The following is an 18446-nucleotide window of genomic DNA, read 5'->3' on the forward strand; positions in this document are numbered from 1 at the left end:
ATAAAATATTTCAAGTTCTAATTCTATTAAAAACTATTTTAAATTCAGCATAAAAACCAAACTTTAAAGATATAATTGTATCAAACCAACAATAAAAAAGGATAAATAATGCAAGAAAAAACAATTTTTGAACTCATAGTTGAAGGTAAACTTCCATGCAATAAAGTGCTTGAAAGTGACGATTTTCTAGCATTTCATGATATTGCACCCAAAGCACCCATACATATACTTATAATCCCTAAAAAATATTTTAAAGACTTTCAAGAATTTGATCCTGAACTTATGGCCAAAATGACAAGTTTCATACAAGAATTAGCTGTTCTTTTAGGTGTAGATAAAAGTGGATATCGCTTGGTAACAAACTGTGGAAAAAATAGTGGACAAGAAGTTTTTCATTTGCATTTTCATATGCTTGGAGGTTTTGAACTGCCTAAGGAAAAAACAAAAAAAGAAAATCCTCAAGCTTTATTTTAGTTTAAATGGTAGAAAAACTACCATTTAAACTATTTTGTCAAAGGTAGCAACATTCCCTCATATAATTTTTGATAAATTTCATCACCGCATAACTTTTTAGCTAGTTCTAAACCAAAAAGAATTGCCGTAGCTGGACCTGCTGAAGTTATAACATTTTTATTTACAACTACAGCCTTGTTAACACGATTTCCATTAAGTCCAACTTCACAACTAGGATAACAAGCAAACTCGCCCTCTAAAACACCTGCTTCATTTAAAACTATAGGAGAAGCACAGATTGCGGCAACAATTTTATTTTTGCTATGAAGTTGTTTAATGATATTTAAAATAACATTTGAATTCTTAAGATTCATCATACCTTCAAAGCCACCCGCCAAAGCAATAGCATCTAAATTTTCTATATCAACATCCTCTATAGAACAATCTGCTTTTATACTAATGCTATTAGCACCTTTTACCAATAACTCACTGTTTAACGAAGCTATAACAACTTCCAAATCTGGATTTAACTCTTTTGCTCGTTTTAAAACATCCGCAATTCCTATAAATTCAGCTTCTTCAAAACCTTGAGCCAATGGAATTAATACTTTTTTACTCATTTTGTTCTCCTTTTTTATATTTTTTAAATCTTTCTTCTCTTTCTTTGTTTTTTTGCATCATTTGATGATTGAAACCTATAACCAAAACAATCATTAAAAACACAAAAATAACTATTAGAATGAAATCTAAAATTTCCATAAATACAACCTTATTTTTGGGAAATTCTAACACATTTTTTTAAATCTTTAGAGAAAATTCAAAGATATTTCTATAAAATCTTTTTTTAAATAATTTCTCTGAAAAGGTTTACAAATTGAATCAGAAAAATATAAGAATTTTTGTTTTTTTTGTTATTATTATTTTATGGGGCTATTTTTCTTTCCCAATAGAAATATTAAAAATTCAAGATCCTAGTGGAGTTGTAAGCTATGGCTATACAGAAAATGCAAAAGCTTATTTAAAAAGCTATCTTATTACACTTTTATTAACTGCTTGCGCTGTTATTATCGGAGTGATTATTGGTTTTAGTTTAGCTATTTTACACTTCTCTAAATTTAAAACGCTTAATTTTATTATAGATGAATATATAGACATTATACGAGGAACACCAGTAATTTTACAATTGATGATTTTTGCTTTTGTAATTTTTACTTTTATAGATAACCTTTATGCAGCCATTCTTGCACTAGGACTTAATAGCTCGGCTTATATAGCAGAAATTGTAAGAAGTGGCATTAATAGTGTAGATAAGGGACAAATGGAAGCTGCAAGAGCAATGGGACTTGATTACAAAACTTCAATGAAAGAAATTATTCTTCCACAGGCTACTAAAAACATTCTACCTGCATTAGCTAATGAATTTATTTCTTTATTTAAGGAAACTTCTGTTGTAGGATTTATTAGTGTTATTGATATTACCATGCAAAGTCAAAGCTTGCAAGCCGTACTTTACAATCCAAAACCTATTATTTTCACTGGACTTGTTTATTATGTAAGTGTAAAAATTTTTAGCTATTTTGCAAAAAAACTTGAACTTAGGATGAATAAAAATGATTGAAGTTAAAAATTTACAAAAAAAATATGGAGAATTAGAAGTTTTAAAAAATATTAACACTACAATCTCAAAAGGCGATGTAATAGCTATCATAGGTCCAAGTGGAGGCGGAAAAAGTACATTTTTACGCTGCATCAATCGCTTAGAACTAGCTGATAGTGGGGAAATTTTAATCAATAAGCAAAACATACTTGATAAAGAAATTGATATTAATAAGATCAGGCAAAAAGTTAGCATGGTATTTCAGCATTTTAATCTTTTTGCCAATAAAAATGTTATGGAAAATTTATGTTTAACACCCATTAAAACAGGAATTTTAAGTCAAGAAGAAGCCATAAAAAAAGCAAAATTACTTCTTGCTAAGGTGGGTTTAGCAGACAAAGAAAATATAATGCCCCATAAGCTCTCTGGCGGACAAAAACAACGCATAGCTATTGCTAGAAGCTTGATGATGAATCCTGATGTTATTTTATTTGATGAACCTACTTCAGCTCTAGATCCTGAAATGATAGGCGAGGTTCTAAGCATTATGAAAGATGTTGCAAAAGAAGGTTTAACTATGCTTGTAGTAACTCATGAAATGGGCTTTGCTAGAAATGTTGCCAATCGTATATTTTTTATGGATAAAGGAAAAATTGCTGTTGATGCAAGCCCTAAAGAAGTATTTGAAAATCCTAGCAATGAAAGATTGAGAGAATTTTTAAACAAGGTTTTAAATCATTAATTCATAAGCCACTAAGGCTTATGAATTTTAATCCCAACATTCAGCGTTTTTAATTCCAAGTTTGCTAGCATTAAATTTAGGATCTATACCAGATTTTTGTTGCGTATTAAAATCTTTTAAAACTTTATTTACTATACCACCTAAAAGCAATAAAGATATAATATTTGTCGTTGCCATGAAAGCCATAGTCAAATCAGCCAAATTCCAAGCAAGTTTTAAATTCATTTGCGAGCCTATAAAAATCATAGCCACAGCTGTAATTCTAAACAAATTCATTACAAATTTGGAATTTGTTAAATATTTAACATTAGCTTGAGCATAATAATAATTTCCTATTAAAGAAGTTATTGCAAAAAGAACAATAGCTATAGTAATAAAATGGATTCCAAAGCTACCGTAATACTCACGCATAGCTTCTTGAACTAAAGGCATTCCACCATCAATTTTACTTTCTCCAAGTCCTAAATATGCCATAGAAAAAAGAACTAAAAATCCAGAACTTGTACAAACAACAACATCAATTAAAACTGAAAAGGCTTGTATAACACCTTGTTTAGCTGGATGACTTGTCAAAGCTGCTGCAGCTGCATTAGGTGCCGAGCCCATACCCGCTTCATTTGAAAAAAGTCCTCTTTTAATCCCTATAACCAAAGCAGAACCAGCAAAACCACCAAAAATCGCTTTAAAATCAAAAGCACTTTGTAAAATCATATGAATCACAGAAGGAATTTTATCAAAATTCATTAAAACAGCAATCACGGCAAGTAAAACATAAGCTAAAGCCATAAAAGGAACAATTAAAGAACTAATTTTACCTATTTTAGTATGGTGAGAAAAAAACATCCATGCACCAAAAATAGTTAAAACAATACCAATAATCATTGGCCAAGAACTTGATGCAAAATCTACAGCAGCATTTGGATTAAACATATCATAATAAACTTTAAAAGACGAAGTCATTGTTTGACTTTGAAGTCCATTAAATCCATAAGCATAAGTAATAATAAGAATAAAAGCAAAAAAAGCTCCAAAAAAATGTGAACCTAAGGCTTTTTTTATATAATAAGCTGGACCACCTTTAAACCCGCCTGTATCATCTTTTGATTTGTAAACTTGAGCTAAGGTACTTTCAGCAAATGCTGAGGCACCACCAAAAAATGCCATAACCCACATCCAAAATAAAGCACCAGCTCCACCTGTAGCCAATGCCAAAGAAATTCCAGCAATATTTCCTATACCAACTCTAGAAGCAGTTGAGATCATTAATGCTTGAAAAGGTGAAATATGTTCTTTAGAGTGTCCTTCGTTTTTTTCTGTAAGAATTTTAAATACAGAACTCAACATACGAAACTGAACAAAGCGAGTTAAAAAACTATAATAAAGCCCACAAATAATAAGTAAAACTACCATAATAATGTCTGTATTTGGGACAATCTTATTAGCTATAATATCAGACGCTTTATTGGCAAAATCTAGCATAATATCTAATTTCATCCAAACTCCTCAAAAAATAATCTAAATTTTACTTTAACATAATTTTTATAAAAAGGACTTTATGATTTTATTTGTTTTAAGCTATTGTGTAAATTTGAAACTTTTAAGAAGCAAAATTTCTAAAATTTTGTCTTAAAGCTTCATAAGAGATTATACCAACACTTGTGGCTAAATTTAAACTTCTTCCATAAGATTTCATAGGTATAGTTATAGCATTTTCCCAGTTTAATTGCATTAATTCCATAGGCAAACCATAACTCTCACTTCCAAAGAATAAGAAATCATTTTTTTGAAATTCTGCATCAAAATAAGCTTTTTGACTCTTAGTTGTTGCGAAAAAAAAGCGATTTTTATAAATCATATTTTCATTCAAAAATTCTTCAAGATTCTCCCAAATAATAGGCTCTAATTTATCCCAGTAATCAAGTCCTGCCCTTCTAACAGCCTTTTGTGAAATATCAAAAACAGTTGGTTTAACAATATGAAGTTTAAAACCAGCATTAAAGCACATTCTACCTATACTACCTGTATTTTGCGGTATTCTAGGGTGAACTAAAACTATATTAAACATATTTATACTAGAACTCTTTGAATATTAGGATTTAATTTTACTAAAATTTCATAGTTAATAGTATGAAAAAAATCAGCCCAAATATCAGCATCTTTAAACACGCAAATTTCCTCACCAGAATTTTCACAAGAAAAACTATCCATTGACATCTTTCCAAGCATTGTTTTTCCATTTCCAAGCACCAACTCCCCTTTTCCATTGTAACGGAAAAGACCATCAGCATAACCCAAATCATAAGTTGCTACTTCCATATCCTTTGCAGCAGTAAAAATGCCTCCATATCCTATGCTCTGTCCTTTTTGTAAAATCCTTTGACTTAATCTATGAGCATACAAACTTAAAACTCTTTTTAAATTTGAATCCCCATATCCAAATTGAACAAGCCCAACTCTACAATATTCATCTTCAGGAATTTTCCCTCTAAATAATGCTGCAGAATTATACGAATGAAATAATAAATTTGAAAAATATTTTTTTACTATCTTTTTAGCTTTTTGAAAATTTTCTTTTTGAACAAAAAAACTTCCATCCATTTCATCTGCACTAGCAAAATGTGTAAACATTCCAGTAAGTTTTAAATCACTACCTTGAATAAGATTTATAGCATGCTCTAAATTTTCTACACAAATTCCATTGCGATGCATGCCTGTATCTATTTTTAGATGTATTTTTATATCTTGCTTGTAATTTTTTACTTGAGAAATGTCATTTAAAGCATAAATAAATCGAGAATTTTCATTACCATGAGGACGATGTGATAGTATTAATATATTCTCAAAAAATTCTTCGATTTCTCGAGCTTCTTCTTCACTCTTAACAGCAACAAAAGAAACTCCTAAATTTTTGGCTAATGGAGCTAAAAGCTTAGCTCCATGTCCATATGCATTATCTTTAAAAACACAAATTAATCTTTGAAAACTCCCTATTTTTTTAGCAATATGTCTTAAATTGTATTCATAAGCTTTTTGATCAATTTTTATTAAAGACATTTATTGCTCTGCTAAAATTTTCATTTTACCTTTACTATCTATCTTAACGTATAAAATTTTATCGCCTCTAAACTGATAGTTTTTAGTGTAATAATCCTCATAAAATGAAATTCTATACATAGTTTCATTTTCTAAATTCGGATAAGGGCTGATATTAATATCTGAAAATTTAATCTTTTTATCTTCTTTACGAGAAAAAATAGATTTTTTCATGGAAGCAAACTGTTCAAATTTCATTTTATCAAAACGTTTAAATTCTTGCTCATCATAAAAACTTAAATAGGCATTAGTGTCACTATTTGTCCAAGCTAGTTTCCATGTAAAAAGATCAGCCAATAAACTAGCGATTTGATCCTTTTTAGCTCTAATTTTTTCTTTTTCTTCTGTCATAACAAAAACTTTTTTATCTTGCACAACTTTTGCAAATTTCTCCAAATTATTATTAAATAAAGCAATACACCCTCTTGTTTTAAATTCATCAAGTCTAGAACCATCTAAAGGATAGCCATGGATCCAAATACCACCACCTGTTTTTCCTTGTACTTTATCAAGTAAATTTGGATAAGTTGTGGCAAAAGCAAAGGGACCATAATAAGGATCACCTGGATTAAACTTACGGCCTAACTCATAAAAACCTACTGGCGTTTTCAAATCTCCTTCTATTTTTTTATCACCCATTAATCCAGTTATTATTTCTTTTTGTTCAAAATCTTTTCTTATTTTTCCGTCCTCGTAAGAATAAACACGGAGAATTTTATCTGTTTTATTTGTAAGCACGATAGCAACATTATCATCATAGTATCCAAGTGAAATATTTTTATCTCCTATTTCACTTAACCAAAAATCCTTTTGAGTTAATTCTTTTTCAATCGCTACACCAACAGCATCTAATCCTTGATTAAGATAAATTTTAACAAGATCTGAGGCATGCAACATCAATGAAGAAAGTGCAATTAATAAAGCAAGTCGTTTTAACAATGTTTTTCCTTAGGTATTTCAAATTTTTTAAGTCAAAAATGTTTGTGATTATAATATTTTTTTTCTTAAAAAATATTAATTATATTAACAATGCAGCCTTATTTATGATATAATTTTTACAAATCATAAAGGCTTGTTTTAAAAGGTTGTCTATAATGATAAGAAATTTTTTTATAGGAATGTCTTTTTTAGGCATTTTGTTTTTAGCTTTTTATACATTATATGATAAAAAGAAAGAAAGTATATTTAGCTTAAATACATGCCAACCTCTAACTTGTGACTTAAATTTACAAGATTGTGTTTTTTCTTTTAATAAAAAAAATATTGAAGTTTCAGCCTACCCAAAACCTATAAAAATTTTCAATAAAACTACTATAAAAATTAAGAATTTTCCTCATTATTCTAATTTAAAGATTAAAATTTATAGTTTAAATTCCTATATAGGCGATATCATTCCTAAATTTAATATAGTTAATGGTGATATTCTTATAAATTTTATAGGTAGAAGCATTACCGATGATTCTAGATTTAGGGTTGAATTTTTAAACAATAATGCTCCAACTGGTTTTTTCTTTGATTTTGATGTTACTATGCAAAAAAATTTCAAACAGGTAACACACATTGAAAAATTTTCAAAATTTTATATTCAAATAAAAATATTTTTTGATATAATGAACAAATATTTAATATTATAAAAATAAGGATACAATATGAAAAAAATTCTTCTCTTAGGTGCTCTTTTTGCTGTAAATCTTTGGGCTGTTAATGATATAGAGGTAAAAAATGCCTTTGTAAAACAAACTCCACCTCATGCGCAAAATAGTGCTATTTTTCTTACTATTTTTAATAATACTGATAAGGATATTGCTCTAATAAGTGCCAAAAGCGATATCAGTGAAGTCAGTGAACTGCATACACATATACATAAAGATGGAAAAATGATGATGCAAAAAATTCCTGAAATTATTATAAAAGCTCATTCAAGCACAGAGCTTAAATCTGGAGGTTATCATATAATGCTTTTAAAACTAAAAAAACCTATTATTAAAGACACGAAGGTAAATTTAGATTTAAAATTTAATAATCACAAAACCATAGAGTTAAAAAATATTGATTCTAAAGAATTTTAATTAATGAGAAAAATTATTTTTATCTTAGCTTTTGCTTTTGTTATTGCTATTTTATATATTATTTTTGATTTTTATGTAATAAAAGATTCTCAAAAAATAACAAAAACTGATTTTTCTACCCCATTGACTTGCGATCTTAATGTTAAAGACTGCACATATAGTTTTAACAATAAAAAAGTCTTAATTTCCCTAAATCCCAAACCCTTACAATCTTTAGATGTTACAAATCTAAAGATTGTAAATCTAGGAAATTATAACAACTTAGGAATTAAAATTTATGGATTAAATATGTATATGGGCGAAATTAAACCTAAAATACATCGATTAAATTCAACAGACTATGAAAGTAAAATAGTTCTTGCTGCTTGCGTTTTAGATACTATGCGTTTCAGGGTAGAATTTATGGATAATAATAAACCCATAGGGTTTTATTTTGATTTTGAGCTAAAAAAATGAAAAAAAATATTATTTTGTTTATAGTTATAGTTGCCATTATTTTAGGTGTAATATTTTTTATTAAAAATCATCAAAATTCTTATGATTTTATCTTAAAATCAGACTTAAAAGAGGAAACCACCCTAAAAGATTTTAAAGGAGATAAGCTTATTATCTATTTTGGATATACTTATTGCCCTGATGTTTGTCCGGCAACTCTTAGTTTAGTAGGCAAAGCCTTAAAGCAAATCAATAATCCTAAGGCTCACCTTCTTTTTATTTCTTTAGATCCAAATAGAGATAATAACTTAAGCAATACAAACGAATGGTTACGATACTTTTACCCAAAAGCAGATGCCTTAATTGCAAAAGATGAAAAAACTCTTCAAAAAATAACAAAACAATATAATGTTCAATATCAAAAAATAGATCTAAATGATTCTTTTATGGGTTATTCTATAGCACATAGCAATATGCTTTATCTTATTGATGAAAAAGGTCATTTTTATAAAGAAATTAGCGATTTAAATCCACAAGAAATTTTAAGAGAACTTAGAATTTTTCTAAATTCTCAATAATTATACTTAAGCAAAAAGATCAGTTGAAAGGTATCTTTCAGCCGTATCGTTTAGCATAGTTAAAATTCTTTTATCTGGAAATTTCTTTGCTAGCATACTTGCGGCAAATACATTTGCTCCACTTGATATACCTACCATTAAACCACTTTTGGCAAGTTCTTTGGCTGTATTTATAGCATCTTCATTACTTACTGTGATCACTTCATCTATAACTTCTTTATTTAAAATAGCAGGTATAAAATTCGCCCCTATTCCTTGTATTTTATGGCTTCCCGCTTCACCTTTGCTAAGCAATGGAGAATTTAGAGGCTCGACTCCAACAATATGCACTTTTTCTAATTTTTCTTTTAGTATTTCCCCAACTCCACTAATAGTACCGCCAGTTCCAAAACCAGCTACAAAAATATCAAGTTCATTATCCAAATCTCTTAAAATTTCTAAAGCCGTATTCTTACGATGCGCATTTTTATTTGAAATATTTTCAAATTGAGAAACCATAAAAGAATTTGGAGTATTTAATAATATTTCATTTGCTTTATCAACCGCTCCTTTCATTCCTAAATTTGCAGGAGTTAGTTCAAGTTGTGCTCCAAAAAGAGTTATCATTTTGCGTCTTTCTATACTCATAGATTCTGGCATAGTGGCAACAAATTGAAGTCCCAAATCTGCACAAATCATAGCCAAAGAAATTCCAGTATTTCCACTAGTTGCTTCAACTATTGTAGTATCTTGATTAATTTTTTTACTATCTAAAGCATCTTTAATCATTTCAAAAGCTGCTCTATCTTTTATAGAATGACTAGGATTTAAAAATTCACATTTAGCAAAAAGATTTGCACCAAATTTCTCTAATTGTATTATAGGAGTATTGCCTATAAGTTCATTTACTTTTTTATAAACTCTCATAAAACCAACCTTTCAAAAATTTAGTTTCAAGTAAGTATATAAAAATAAAGCAAATAAAAGACAAAAAATATCTGAATTAATTAAGAAAGAAGGCTAGAATTTATCTAGCCGAAGTTTTATTTTTTCTTTTTGCCGCTTGCTTTTGCAACAGCTTCTTTAAGGTTTTTACCTACCTTAAATTTTGCAACTCTTGTAGCAGGAACTTTGATTGTTTTTCCTGTGCTTGGTACTCTAGCTTCTCTAGCAGCTCTTTCTTGAGTTGAAAAAGTACCAAAACCAATAAAACTGATGCTATCACCTTTAGCTAAAACATCAGTAATAGTAGAAATAACTGCATCAGTAGCAGTAGTAGCGTCTTTTTTTGTTAGCCCAGCTGTTTGAGCAACTAATGAAATGAAATCTGCTTTAGTCATAAAAGCTCCTTTGTTTTAATTGAAACGCCTAATTTTAGCATATTTAAAAAACAATATCAAGTAAAAAACAGCTTTTTTAAGTTTTTTTCAAAAAACTTTATTATTTTTTCTTATATCTTTCAAATTCTCCGCTATTATCAATTTCATTGCCAATTTTCTCGTATAAATCATAATAAAATTTAACAAATTCTTTACACTTAGGCATAATAGGAAGAAAAATATTATCTTCAATTTCACAAAATCTACTTAAAAACTCTTTTGCATCAAGTCTTAAAGCATAGTGTTTTGCTAATTCATGATAATTTTTTAAAGTTAGTTCTTTAAATTTTTCATAATGCCCTAAATCAAAATTTATCTTCAAATTATTATTTTCAAAAATCAATACTTCACTTTCAAAAAGCAAACTAAGATGAATAAGTCCTTCTGTATAATAAGGTCTAACTTCATCAACCCTTTGCCAAGAAATAAGTCCAATAGCTCTTTTTATAAGTTCATGAAAAACAGGCATTATCAAGTCATCTTGTTCATGATAAAAGAAATTTATAAGTCCACCTGTAGTAGCTTTATATTCTTCTATATTTTTAAAAAAACCACTCTGATTCATTGTTTTTTCGGTATCATTAGCAATAAAAAATATATGACCAAATTCATGGCCTATAGTTGATACTTCATAAACCCTTTTCCAAATTTTTTCCTGATAAAATAAAATATTTCTTCCAAAATCCAAAAATTCTTTATCAAAAACCTCGCTAGAAATTTTCATAAAAGGCTTTGTTTTAGCATTTTCATATACAAAATTTATAAAGGCAAATATTTTTTTGCCCGCCTTAGAACTTACAAACTCATCATTTGGAACGACTTGAGCTGAGAATAAACCTTTAAGTTCAGCACCATAAAATATCATCGGAGTGCAAATATAAAGTTGAGTTTTTTCTATATTAGATAAAACTTCTTTTTCTAATTCACAATCTTCAAGTCCTATATTTTTATAAACATGTTCAAAACTTTCCTTAATTTCACTACCAAATTTCAAAACATCAAAATCATTTTCATCTTCTATTCTTATATCCCATTCTAATGCCACCGCATGAGTATAATTATCTTCATAATATTCTAAAGGATGTCCCACTTGTAAAGGTGATTTTACTTTTATCCAAGCAAATTCAGCTTCTTGCCAAGCTTTTATAACCCTATCTTCATCTTTTTCACAAAACGCTAATTTTAATTTTTCAAAATATTCTATATAAGCTTTTTCCTCTTCGCTGCTAGCAAATATTTTAAGCTGATCAATCATATTTTCAAAAGCAAATTCTAATTTTAAAATTTCATTCTCGAAAAATCTCGCATAAGGAACAAATTTCCATAAATTTCCTATTCTAACTAAAACACCATAGCTTCGCTCACAAATTTCTCCTTCTGGAGTTTTTTGATATAAATGATTTTTACGTAAAAATTCCATTGCATCATCTAAATTTGGAAATTGAGTAGATAAAATTTTATTATTTTTTTCTATAATTTCTTTAGTCCAAGAAATTTCAAAAATATTCATAATTAAACCTATATTATGCACTCCTTGTATTAAAGACTGATAAAAATTATTTAAAAGCTTTTTCTCTTTTATTTCATTAATTAAATTTTGATGTTCTTTTTCATAAAACTTTCTAACCTCTTCATAGAACTTATGTTTTAACTCTATAATCTTATCTTCCTTAAAGTTGTTTTTTTTCCACTCTTGAACTAAATTTTCTTCCTTTAAATCAACCAAACGCCTAAGTATGGCTAGCATAGTTGTTTTATCTTGTTTTAACTCACTTAAAGAAATCAAAGATCTAAAATACTCGCCCACATCTTCTTTGTCTAAAAACTCATATAACGCATTATTTCTTTCTTTGTATTTTCTAACCAATTTAGCTATTTCTTTAAAATTATTCATACTTTTATTCTCCTTTTTAACTTTTTTTAATTATAATTCATTTTTTAAAATAAGGAGTAAAAATGAGAGATATGGGAGAACCAAAATTAAAAATTGTAGCTATGCCAAGTGACACAAATCCAGCAGGAAATATTTTTGGCGGATGGATACTTTCACAAATCGATTTAGCAGGAGCTATCGCAGCAAGAGAACTTTCTCCTGAACGCGTTGTAACCATCTCTATGGATAAAGTAGTTTTTAAAGAACCTGTTTTTATAGGCGATATAATTTCTTGTTACTCTAAAGTTGTAAATGTGGGCAACACTTCAATCAGCGTTGAAGTAGAAGTCACAGCTCAAAGAGTGGATTCTCAAGGTTGTACTTCTTGCATTAATGTAACTTCGGCTTTAGTAACTTATGTAAGTGTTACAAGAGATGGAAAGAAAAAGCCTATTAGTGAAGAACTTAAAAGAATTCATGGCTTTTTAAATGCTTAAAGCTTATTTTGTATGATAAAACTTTATCCTTTAAGCTTATCAGCATTTATTTAAACCGCCACTATTGTATTTTTTATCTAGACATTCTTTGAAAAATTCCCCTCTGGTTTTTGGAATTTTTCCTGGATGTTTTTGTTTCATGTGTTCTAAATACTTATCATAACTAGAAAGTCCCACCAAGGGATGAAAAAACCTTTCGGCTTTTTCATAATAATACTTAAATTTTTTGAAATTCATCAATCTTAATATACTTAGTTTCTTTAAGAGGAATTTTAATTTTACCTAAGCAAATTCCTATACAAGAAATTATAACAAGCAAGGTAGCTATCATAAAGAACACACAAAGAATTGCATTAAGTAAATTTCCAACTTTATTTTGAGTGGCTATTGAAATTTCTTTTTTAATTGCAGAAATTTCTTTTTCATCTTTAGTATTATTTAATTTAAATTCTAAATCTTGAATTTTTTGACTTTGTATGCTAACGGCGGCTACATGACTTACCGCATTTCCTACTTTATTCCCTTCTTCATAAGGCATAATTTTTTGTATTCCTCCATACAGAGTTGCCACTAAAACAAATGTAGCAGGTACTAAAGTAACCCAAGTATATCTTGCCTTGCCCATTTTTACAAGTATAGTTGTAGCAAGAAGCAAAGCCATACCCGCAAGCATTTGATTGCTCACGCCAAAAAGAGGCCAAAGCGTATAAATTCCTCCCTTAGGATCAATGGCACCTTGATAAAGAAAATATCCCCAACCTGCAACACTTAAAGCCGTAGCCAAAAGTCCAGCTGGATAATTATGAATATCTCCTAAAGGTTTATAAACATTACCCAATATATCTTGCACCATAAAACGACAAGCCCTTGTCCCAGCATCCACCGCTGTTAAAATAAATAAAGCTTCAAACAATATAGCAAAATGATACCAAAAAGCCATCAAATCCACGCCGCCAAAAAGTTCATGCAAGATCAAAGCTACACCTATAGCAAAAGTCGGGGCTCCCCCTGTTCTTGAAAGTATAGTATGCTCTCCTATATTTGTGGTTAAAGTAGTAATTTCTTCAGGAGTAATACTAAATCCCCAACTTGAAATAGTTTGTGCTACATTTACAACATCTGTTCCTATCAAAGCAGAGCTTGAATTTATAGCAAAATAAAGACCTGGATGTAAAATACAAGCACAAATTAAAGCCATAATCGCCACAGCACTCTCAGCAAGCATAGAGCCATATCCAACAGCCAAAGCATGAGTTTCGTTTTCAAGCATTTTAGGAGTAGTTCCACTAGAAATCAAAGCATGAAAACCACTGATCGCACCACAAGCAATGGTAATAAATAAAAATGGAAACACTCCACCTGCAAATACTGGACCTGTTCCATCAAAATACTGAGTATTTACTTTTGGCATTTGTAAATCAGGAGCAACCAAAACAATAGCTACAGCCATTACCACAATAACACCGATTTTCAAAAAAGTTGAAAGATAATCTCTTGGAGCAAGTAAAAACCACACAGGTAAAACAGAAGCAATAAAACCATAAGCCATCATAACAATTGCCAAAGTTGGAGCTTCTAAAGTAAATATTTTAGCCCAATAAGGATCAGCAGCTATAACGCTACCATAATGAATAGCCAAAATTAAAAGCACAAAACCTATTATAGAAGCCTCCCCTACTCTACCTGGACGGATAAAACGCATATAAATGCCCATAAATATTGCTATAGGAATAGTCATTGCGATAGTAAATAAACCCCATGGAGATTCTGCTAAAGCTTTTACAACCACCATAGCTAAAATGGCAATAATAATAAGCATAATGCCAAAAATCGCCACCATAGCAACTCCACCTGTAAATTTACCCATCTCATCCTTAATCATCTCGCCAAGACTTCTACCTTTTCTACGAGTAGATATAAAAAGAACAACAAAATCATGCACAGCACCCGCTAAAACTCCTCCTACTAAAATCCAAAGCATAGAAGGCAAATATCCCATTTGAGCGGCCAAGATAGGTCCTACTAATGGACCTGCTCCTGCAATAGCAGCAAAATGATGTCCAAATAATACAGCTTTATTTGTAGGCACAAAATCACGCCCATCATTTTCTACAAGTGCTGGTGTTGCACGATTTTTATCAAGTTCTAAAACCTTATAAGCTACAAAACGCCCATAAAATCTATATCCTATCATATAAATACATACAGCAGCAACCACCAAATAAATCGCTGATACACTTTCGCCATTTTGTAAAGCTAAATAACCAAAACAAATAGCGCCTAAAGTTGCAACAAACAACCATAAAATTTTAGTACTTAACTGAGTCATATTTCTCCTAAGAAAATAAAATATTTTCAAAGAATAGCAGATTTATAGATTAAATTGTATAGAAAGATGTTTAGTTTTTTCACATTTTTAAAAAAATATATGTTTTTTGTTTCTTTAAGTAGCATAAAAATGAAAAGCTTAAAAATAATCTTTAAGCTTTTTTAATCTAAATAAAGAGAGAATTTACACTTTCGTTATGATAAACACGACGTATTACTTCAGCAAAAACAGGTGTAACGCTTAATACTTTAATATTTGGTAATTGCTCTTTTAAAGGTATAGTATCTGTTACCACAAGCTCATCTAAAACTCCGCTTGCTATTCTCTCATAGGCTTTTCCACTTAAAACTGCATGAGTACAGCAAGCCATAACAGATTTTGCACCTTTTTCTTTTAAAGCTTCCGCGGCTTTAACTATAGTGCCAGCAGTATCAATAATATCATCCACTAAGATAACTTCTTTATCTTTTACATCTCCAATAATATTCATTACTTCACTTTCATTGGCTTTTTCACGACGCTTATCAACTATAACTATATCAAGTCCTAAATGCTTTGCAACACTCCTAGCTCTTGCAACACCCCCTATATCTGGACTTCCTATAATAGCATTTTTAAAATGTTTGGCTTTAATGTAATCATTAAAAACTATACTTCCATAAAGATTATCTACTGGAATATCAAAAAAACCCTGAATTTGTCCTGCATGCAAATCTATCGTAGCTACGCGATCAATCCCAGCTGCTTGAATCAAATTAGCCACAAGTTTAGCAGTAATTGGCACTCTAGGATTTGCTTTTCTATCTTGTCTCGCATAGCCAAAATATGGGATAATAGCCGTAATTGAATTTGCACTTGAGCGACGCAAAGCATCTGTAAGAATTAAAAGTTCCATTAAATTATCGTTTGTAGGAGCGCAAGTACTTTGAATAATAAAAACATCCTTTCCGCGTACACTCTCATCAATTTGAACGCTAATCTCTCCATCACTAAACCGCTTTACTCCAGCATCACTTAAAGGCAGGGAGAGATATTTAGAAACTTGTCTTGCAAATTCGACATTAGCTGAGCCTGAAAAAATTTTATAACCTCGCATAAAAAACCTTAATCAATAAAATTATGAATTAATACAAAAGATTTTAATAAAAAAAATGTTAAAAACTGCTGTAAATTTAAAAAGCTTATATAAAAATATAAGCTTTTTTAAGAAATGTAAGCTGTCTTTTTGGCATAATATCTTACCAACATAGAAAGTGAAAAACATATTATAAAATAAATTCCCGCAACAACACCTATCATCGCTAAAATTTCTTCAAAACTTGTTAGTTTTGCCAATATAGTTTTTGAATTATAAGTAAGTTCAGCTATACCTAAACCCGCTAAATAAGCTGTATCCTTTACAGTGGTTACAATTTGAGATAATAAAGCAGGTATTATTTTTCTAAAAGTTTGTGGTAAAATAATATAAAAAAGAGTAAAAAATTTACCAAAACCTTGAGAATAAGCTGCTTCAAACTGACCTTTTGGTATAGAATTTAATCCACCTCTAATAATTTCAGCCATAACCGAACTCGTATAAAGTGAAAATCCTATAGTACCCCAAAAAGCTTGAGGAAATTGTCCAAAAAATACAGGTAGAACAAAACAAGCTGCAAGCATCCATAATAATAAAGGAGTATTTCTAAAAATATCTATATAGCAAGCTGCTAAAAATTTACTTAATCTATCCCCATAATTTTTAGTTATAGCTAAAAAAGTTCCAAAAACAATCGAAATAATACAAGTTGCCAAGGCTATTTTTAATGTCAGAAATAAACCTTGCATTAAAAATTCAATATTTTGCGCATTAAAAACATTTTCCATTAACAACCCTTTATCTCGTTAAATGTGCTTTTTTTAATTTATTTTCATAAGCTTTTGCAAAATAAGCCAAAGGATAGCAAATTATAAAATATAAAACCGCTGCAAATATATAAGCTGGCGCATAATTTCCATAATCAGCTGCATAACTATCAGCAGAATGCATTAACTCAGCTCCACCTACAATAAGCAATACAGAGGTATTTTTAATTAAATTTACCATTTGATTTGTCATCGGTGGTAAAATAATTCTAATGGTTTGAGGTACTATAATATAACGCATTTGTTGAATATAAGTAAACCCTTGAGACGCAGAAGCTTCAAACTGACCTCTTGGCACAGCCAAAATTCCACTTCTAACCACCTCGCTTACATAAGCTCCGTGATACGCCCCAACACCCAATACACCAATAGTAAATATATCAAGCCTTATACCTAAAACAGGCAAGGCATAAAACAAAAAGAAAATTTGTATTACCAAAGGAACATTTTGAAAAAGCTCTACGTAAATTCTAGTGTAGGCTCTGATAATTTTAAATCTACTTGTAGCCATAACTCCGCCTATAGTTCCAAAAATTGTAGCTATAAGCAAAGCAAGAATGCTTACTTCTAAAGTATAAATAAAACCATTAATAAAAGCATCTTTATTATCCAAAGCATCTAAAAATTTCCATACCGCAAAAGGGCTTATACTATTTTCATCATATAAACCCCAAGAAGTAAGAATTTGTCTTAAATGTTCAACAAAACCTACACTTTCATTCATATTATAAACCCCATTTTTTCGCTAAAGCATCAATTTCATTTTTATGTTCTTTTACAAAATCATCAACATATTTTGCAAAAGCTGGATCATCTTTTTTGGTTACAATACCATAACTTTGTGGTTCAAAACTATCTGGCAAAATTTCACTTTTATCATCCACATAACCTAACAATATTGATTTGTCTACAGAAAACGCATCAACTCTTTTAGCATCTAAAGCAGCTTTTATACTTGGATAATCAGGAAATTCACTAAATTTAACATCAATGCCAATTTTTTTAGCAGCTTTACCTATAGCTTTTTTTGTAGTTGCAGCTTGAGCCACTCCAATATTTGCACCTTTCATATCAGCTAGAGATTTATAATTTTTTTCTTTTAAAACCAAAAGCCCTATAGCATCTTGATAATAAGGCTCTGAGAAATTATAAATTCTTTTTCTCTCTGGAGTAATAGTAAAAGTTGCTATCACTGCATCTACACTACCATTATCAAGCAAAGGGCCTCTTGTTTTAGCATTAACTGCAACTAGTTTTATTTTTTTATCATCACCTAATATACTTTTAGCTAGCAATTTGGCAACATCTACTTCGAAACCTTTAATTTCACCTGTTGCTTGATCAAGTAAAGCACAATGTGGAACATCATTTTTAACACCAACTATTAATTGTCCTTTAGATTTAATAGACTCAAGTTTACCTTCTGCTGCATTAGCATTACTAAATGCAACACAAGCACCTAGAGCAAAAACTGCCAACCTTAACAAAGATTTTCTAAAAACCATTTTTTCTCCTTTCAA

At 29.7% G+C, this 18446-nt stretch carries 22 protein-coding genes and 1 pseudogene; 8 read left to right on the top strand and 15 right to left on the bottom strand.

Translation table 11 applies throughout. From position 1 onward, the window contains the following. Positions 1-108 precede the first annotated feature (108 nt). Complete coding sequence (locus tag FBF11_RS04370; protein ID WP_002852408.1) at positions 109-474, top strand: histidine triad nucleotide-binding protein; 366 nt, start codon at positions 109-111, stop codon at positions 472-474. A gap of 29 nt (positions 475-503) precedes the next feature. Here the strand turns inward: FBF11_RS04370 and FBF11_RS04375 are convergent, their stop codons facing one another. Further along, complete coding sequence (locus FBF11_RS04375) at positions 504-1073, bottom strand: DJ-1 family glyoxalase III (RefSeq protein ID WP_002852508.1); 570 nt, start codon at positions 1071-1073, stop codon at positions 504-506. Then, positions 1066-1245, bottom strand: a complete 180-nt coding sequence (locus tag FBF11_RS04380; RefSeq protein WP_010891894.1) for a hypothetical protein — start codon at positions 1243-1245, stop codon at positions 1066-1068. Before FBF11_RS04380 ends, FBF11_RS04375 begins: the two co-directional genes overlap by 8 nt. 82 nt (positions 1246-1327) lie before the next feature. Here FBF11_RS04380 and FBF11_RS04385 point away from each other — a divergent pair, with 82 nt between their 5' ends. After that, a complete protein-coding gene (locus tag FBF11_RS04385; protein ID WP_002852595.1) occupies positions 1328-2071 on the top strand; it encodes an amino acid ABC transporter permease in 744 nt (247 codons plus the stop codon). Continuing rightward, complete coding sequence (locus tag FBF11_RS04390) at positions 2064-2792, top strand: amino acid ABC transporter ATP-binding protein (protein ID WP_002858785.1); 729 nt, start codon at positions 2064-2066, stop codon at positions 2790-2792. The genes FBF11_RS04385 and FBF11_RS04390 overlap by 8 nt, the downstream gene beginning before the upstream one ends. Before the next feature lie 27 nt (positions 2793-2819). Here FBF11_RS04390 and FBF11_RS04395 read toward each other — a convergent pair whose 3' ends face one another. The 4 genes from FBF11_RS04395 to FBF11_RS04410 all read right to left on the bottom strand — a co-directional run bounded on the left by FBF11_RS04395 (position 2820) and on the right by FBF11_RS04410 (position 6824). Beyond that, the gene (locus FBF11_RS04395) at positions 2820-4286 is read right to left on the bottom strand and encodes a sodium:alanine symporter family protein (RefSeq protein ID WP_057096909.1); all 1467 of its coding nucleotides are present in this window, start codon (positions 4284-4286) and stop codon (positions 2820-2822) included. 103 nt (positions 4287-4389) lie between these two features. After that, positions 4390-4857, bottom strand: a complete 468-nt coding sequence (locus FBF11_RS04400) for a tRNA (cytidine(34)-2'-O)-methyltransferase (protein WP_002859556.1) — start codon at positions 4855-4857, stop codon at positions 4390-4392. 2 nt (positions 4858-4859) lie between these two features. Then, positions 4860-5846 (bottom strand): alanine racemase, encoded by a 987-nt coding sequence (locus FBF11_RS04405; protein ID WP_002859557.1) that lies wholly within the window; start codon positions 5844-5846, stop codon positions 4860-4862. Next, positions 5847-6824, bottom strand: coding sequence for a murein L,D-transpeptidase family protein (locus FBF11_RS04410; protein WP_002870168.1), 978 nt, complete (start codon positions 6822-6824; stop codon positions 5847-5849). Between the two features lie 155 nt (positions 6825-6979). On the opposite strand from FBF11_RS04410, the pseudogene FBF11_RS04415 reads away from it, so the two are divergent. From FBF11_RS04415 to FBF11_RS04430, 4 genes and pseudogenes are all read left to right on the top strand, one after another. After that, positions 6980-7449 (top strand): annotated as a pseudogene (locus FBF11_RS04415) (hypothetical protein). A gap of 85 nt (positions 7450-7534) precedes the next feature. Next, a complete protein-coding gene (locus tag FBF11_RS04420; RefSeq protein WP_002935814.1) occupies positions 7535-7954 on the top strand; it encodes a copper chaperone PCu(A)C in 420 nt (139 codons plus the stop codon). Positions 7955-7957: 3 nt separating this feature from the next. Then, positions 7958-8410, top strand: coding sequence for a hypothetical protein (locus FBF11_RS04425; RefSeq protein ID WP_002852445.1), 453 nt, complete (start codon positions 7958-7960; stop codon positions 8408-8410). After that, a complete protein-coding gene (locus tag FBF11_RS04430) occupies positions 8407-8967 on the top strand; it encodes an SCO family protein (RefSeq protein WP_002859560.1) in 561 nt (186 codons plus the stop codon). Before FBF11_RS04425 ends, FBF11_RS04430 begins: the two co-directional genes overlap by 4 nt. 6 nt (positions 8968-8973) lie before the next feature. Here FBF11_RS04430 and cysM read toward each other — a convergent pair whose 3' ends face one another. The 3 genes from cysM to ciaB all read right to left on the bottom strand — a co-directional run bounded on the left by cysM (position 8974) and on the right by ciaB (position 12219). Beyond that, on the bottom strand, positions 8974-9873 hold the full coding sequence (cysM, locus tag FBF11_RS04435) for a cysteine synthase B (protein WP_052822745.1): 900 nt from the start codon (positions 9871-9873) through the stop codon (positions 8974-8976). Between the two features lie 116 nt (positions 9874-9989). After that, positions 9990-10286 carry an HU family DNA-binding protein gene (locus FBF11_RS04440; RefSeq protein WP_002859562.1) on the bottom strand — a complete coding sequence of 99 codons (297 nt, stop codon included), beginning with the start codon at positions 10284-10286 and terminating at the stop codon, positions 9990-9992. Positions 10287-10386: 100 nt separating this feature from the next. Further along, a complete protein-coding gene (gene ciaB / locus FBF11_RS04445) occupies positions 10387-12219 on the bottom strand; it encodes an invasion protein CiaB (RefSeq protein WP_052846099.1) in 1833 nt (610 codons plus the stop codon). A gap of 62 nt (positions 12220-12281) precedes the next feature. Between ciaB and FBF11_RS04450 the strand changes: the two genes are divergently transcribed. After that, the gene (locus tag FBF11_RS04450; RefSeq protein ID WP_002853544.1) at positions 12282-12695 is read left to right on the top strand and encodes an acyl-CoA thioesterase; all 414 of its coding nucleotides are present in this window, start codon (positions 12282-12284) and stop codon (positions 12693-12695) included. 39 nt (positions 12696-12734) lie between these two features. Here the strand turns inward: FBF11_RS04450 and kcuS are convergent, their stop codons facing one another. From kcuS to peb1A, 6 genes are all read right to left on the bottom strand, one after another. Then, a complete protein-coding gene (gene kcuS, locus FBF11_RS04455) occupies positions 12735-12932 on the bottom strand; it encodes a KCU-star family selenoprotein (RefSeq protein WP_002867452.1) in 198 nt (65 codons plus the stop codon). Beyond that, positions 12913-15024 (bottom strand): carbon starvation CstA family protein, encoded by a 2112-nt coding sequence (locus FBF11_RS04460; RefSeq protein WP_057096908.1) that lies wholly within the window; start codon positions 15022-15024, stop codon positions 12913-12915. Before FBF11_RS04460 ends, kcuS begins: the two co-directional genes overlap by 20 nt. Positions 15025-15190: 166 nt before the next feature. Then, entirely contained in the window at positions 15191-16120 is a 930-nt protein-coding gene (locus FBF11_RS04465) for a ribose-phosphate pyrophosphokinase (RefSeq protein ID WP_002853293.1), read from the bottom strand. Positions 16121-16227: 107 nt separating this feature from the next. Then, positions 16228-16887 carry an amino acid ABC transporter permease gene (locus FBF11_RS04470; protein WP_002853290.1) on the bottom strand — a complete coding sequence of 220 codons (660 nt, stop codon included), beginning with the start codon at positions 16885-16887 and terminating at the stop codon, positions 16228-16230. Between the two features lie 10 nt (positions 16888-16897). Beyond that, on the bottom strand, positions 16898-17650 hold the full coding sequence (locus FBF11_RS04475; protein ID WP_002853332.1) for an amino acid ABC transporter permease: 753 nt from the start codon (positions 17648-17650) through the stop codon (positions 16898-16900). Position 17651: 1 nt separating this feature from the next. Further along, positions 17652-18431 carry a bifunctional adhesin/ABC transporter aspartate/glutamate-binding protein PEB1a gene (peb1A, locus tag FBF11_RS04480; RefSeq protein WP_168977461.1) on the bottom strand — a complete coding sequence of 260 codons (780 nt, stop codon included), beginning with the start codon at positions 18429-18431 and terminating at the stop codon, positions 17652-17654. Positions 18432-18446 lie beyond the last annotated feature (15 nt).

Origin of the sequence: Campylobacter sp. CFSAN093224, from assembly GCF_012897395.1 — a bacterium.
Classification (GTDB): Bacteria; Campylobacterota; Campylobacteria; order Campylobacterales; family Campylobacteraceae; genus Campylobacter_D; species Campylobacter_D jejuni.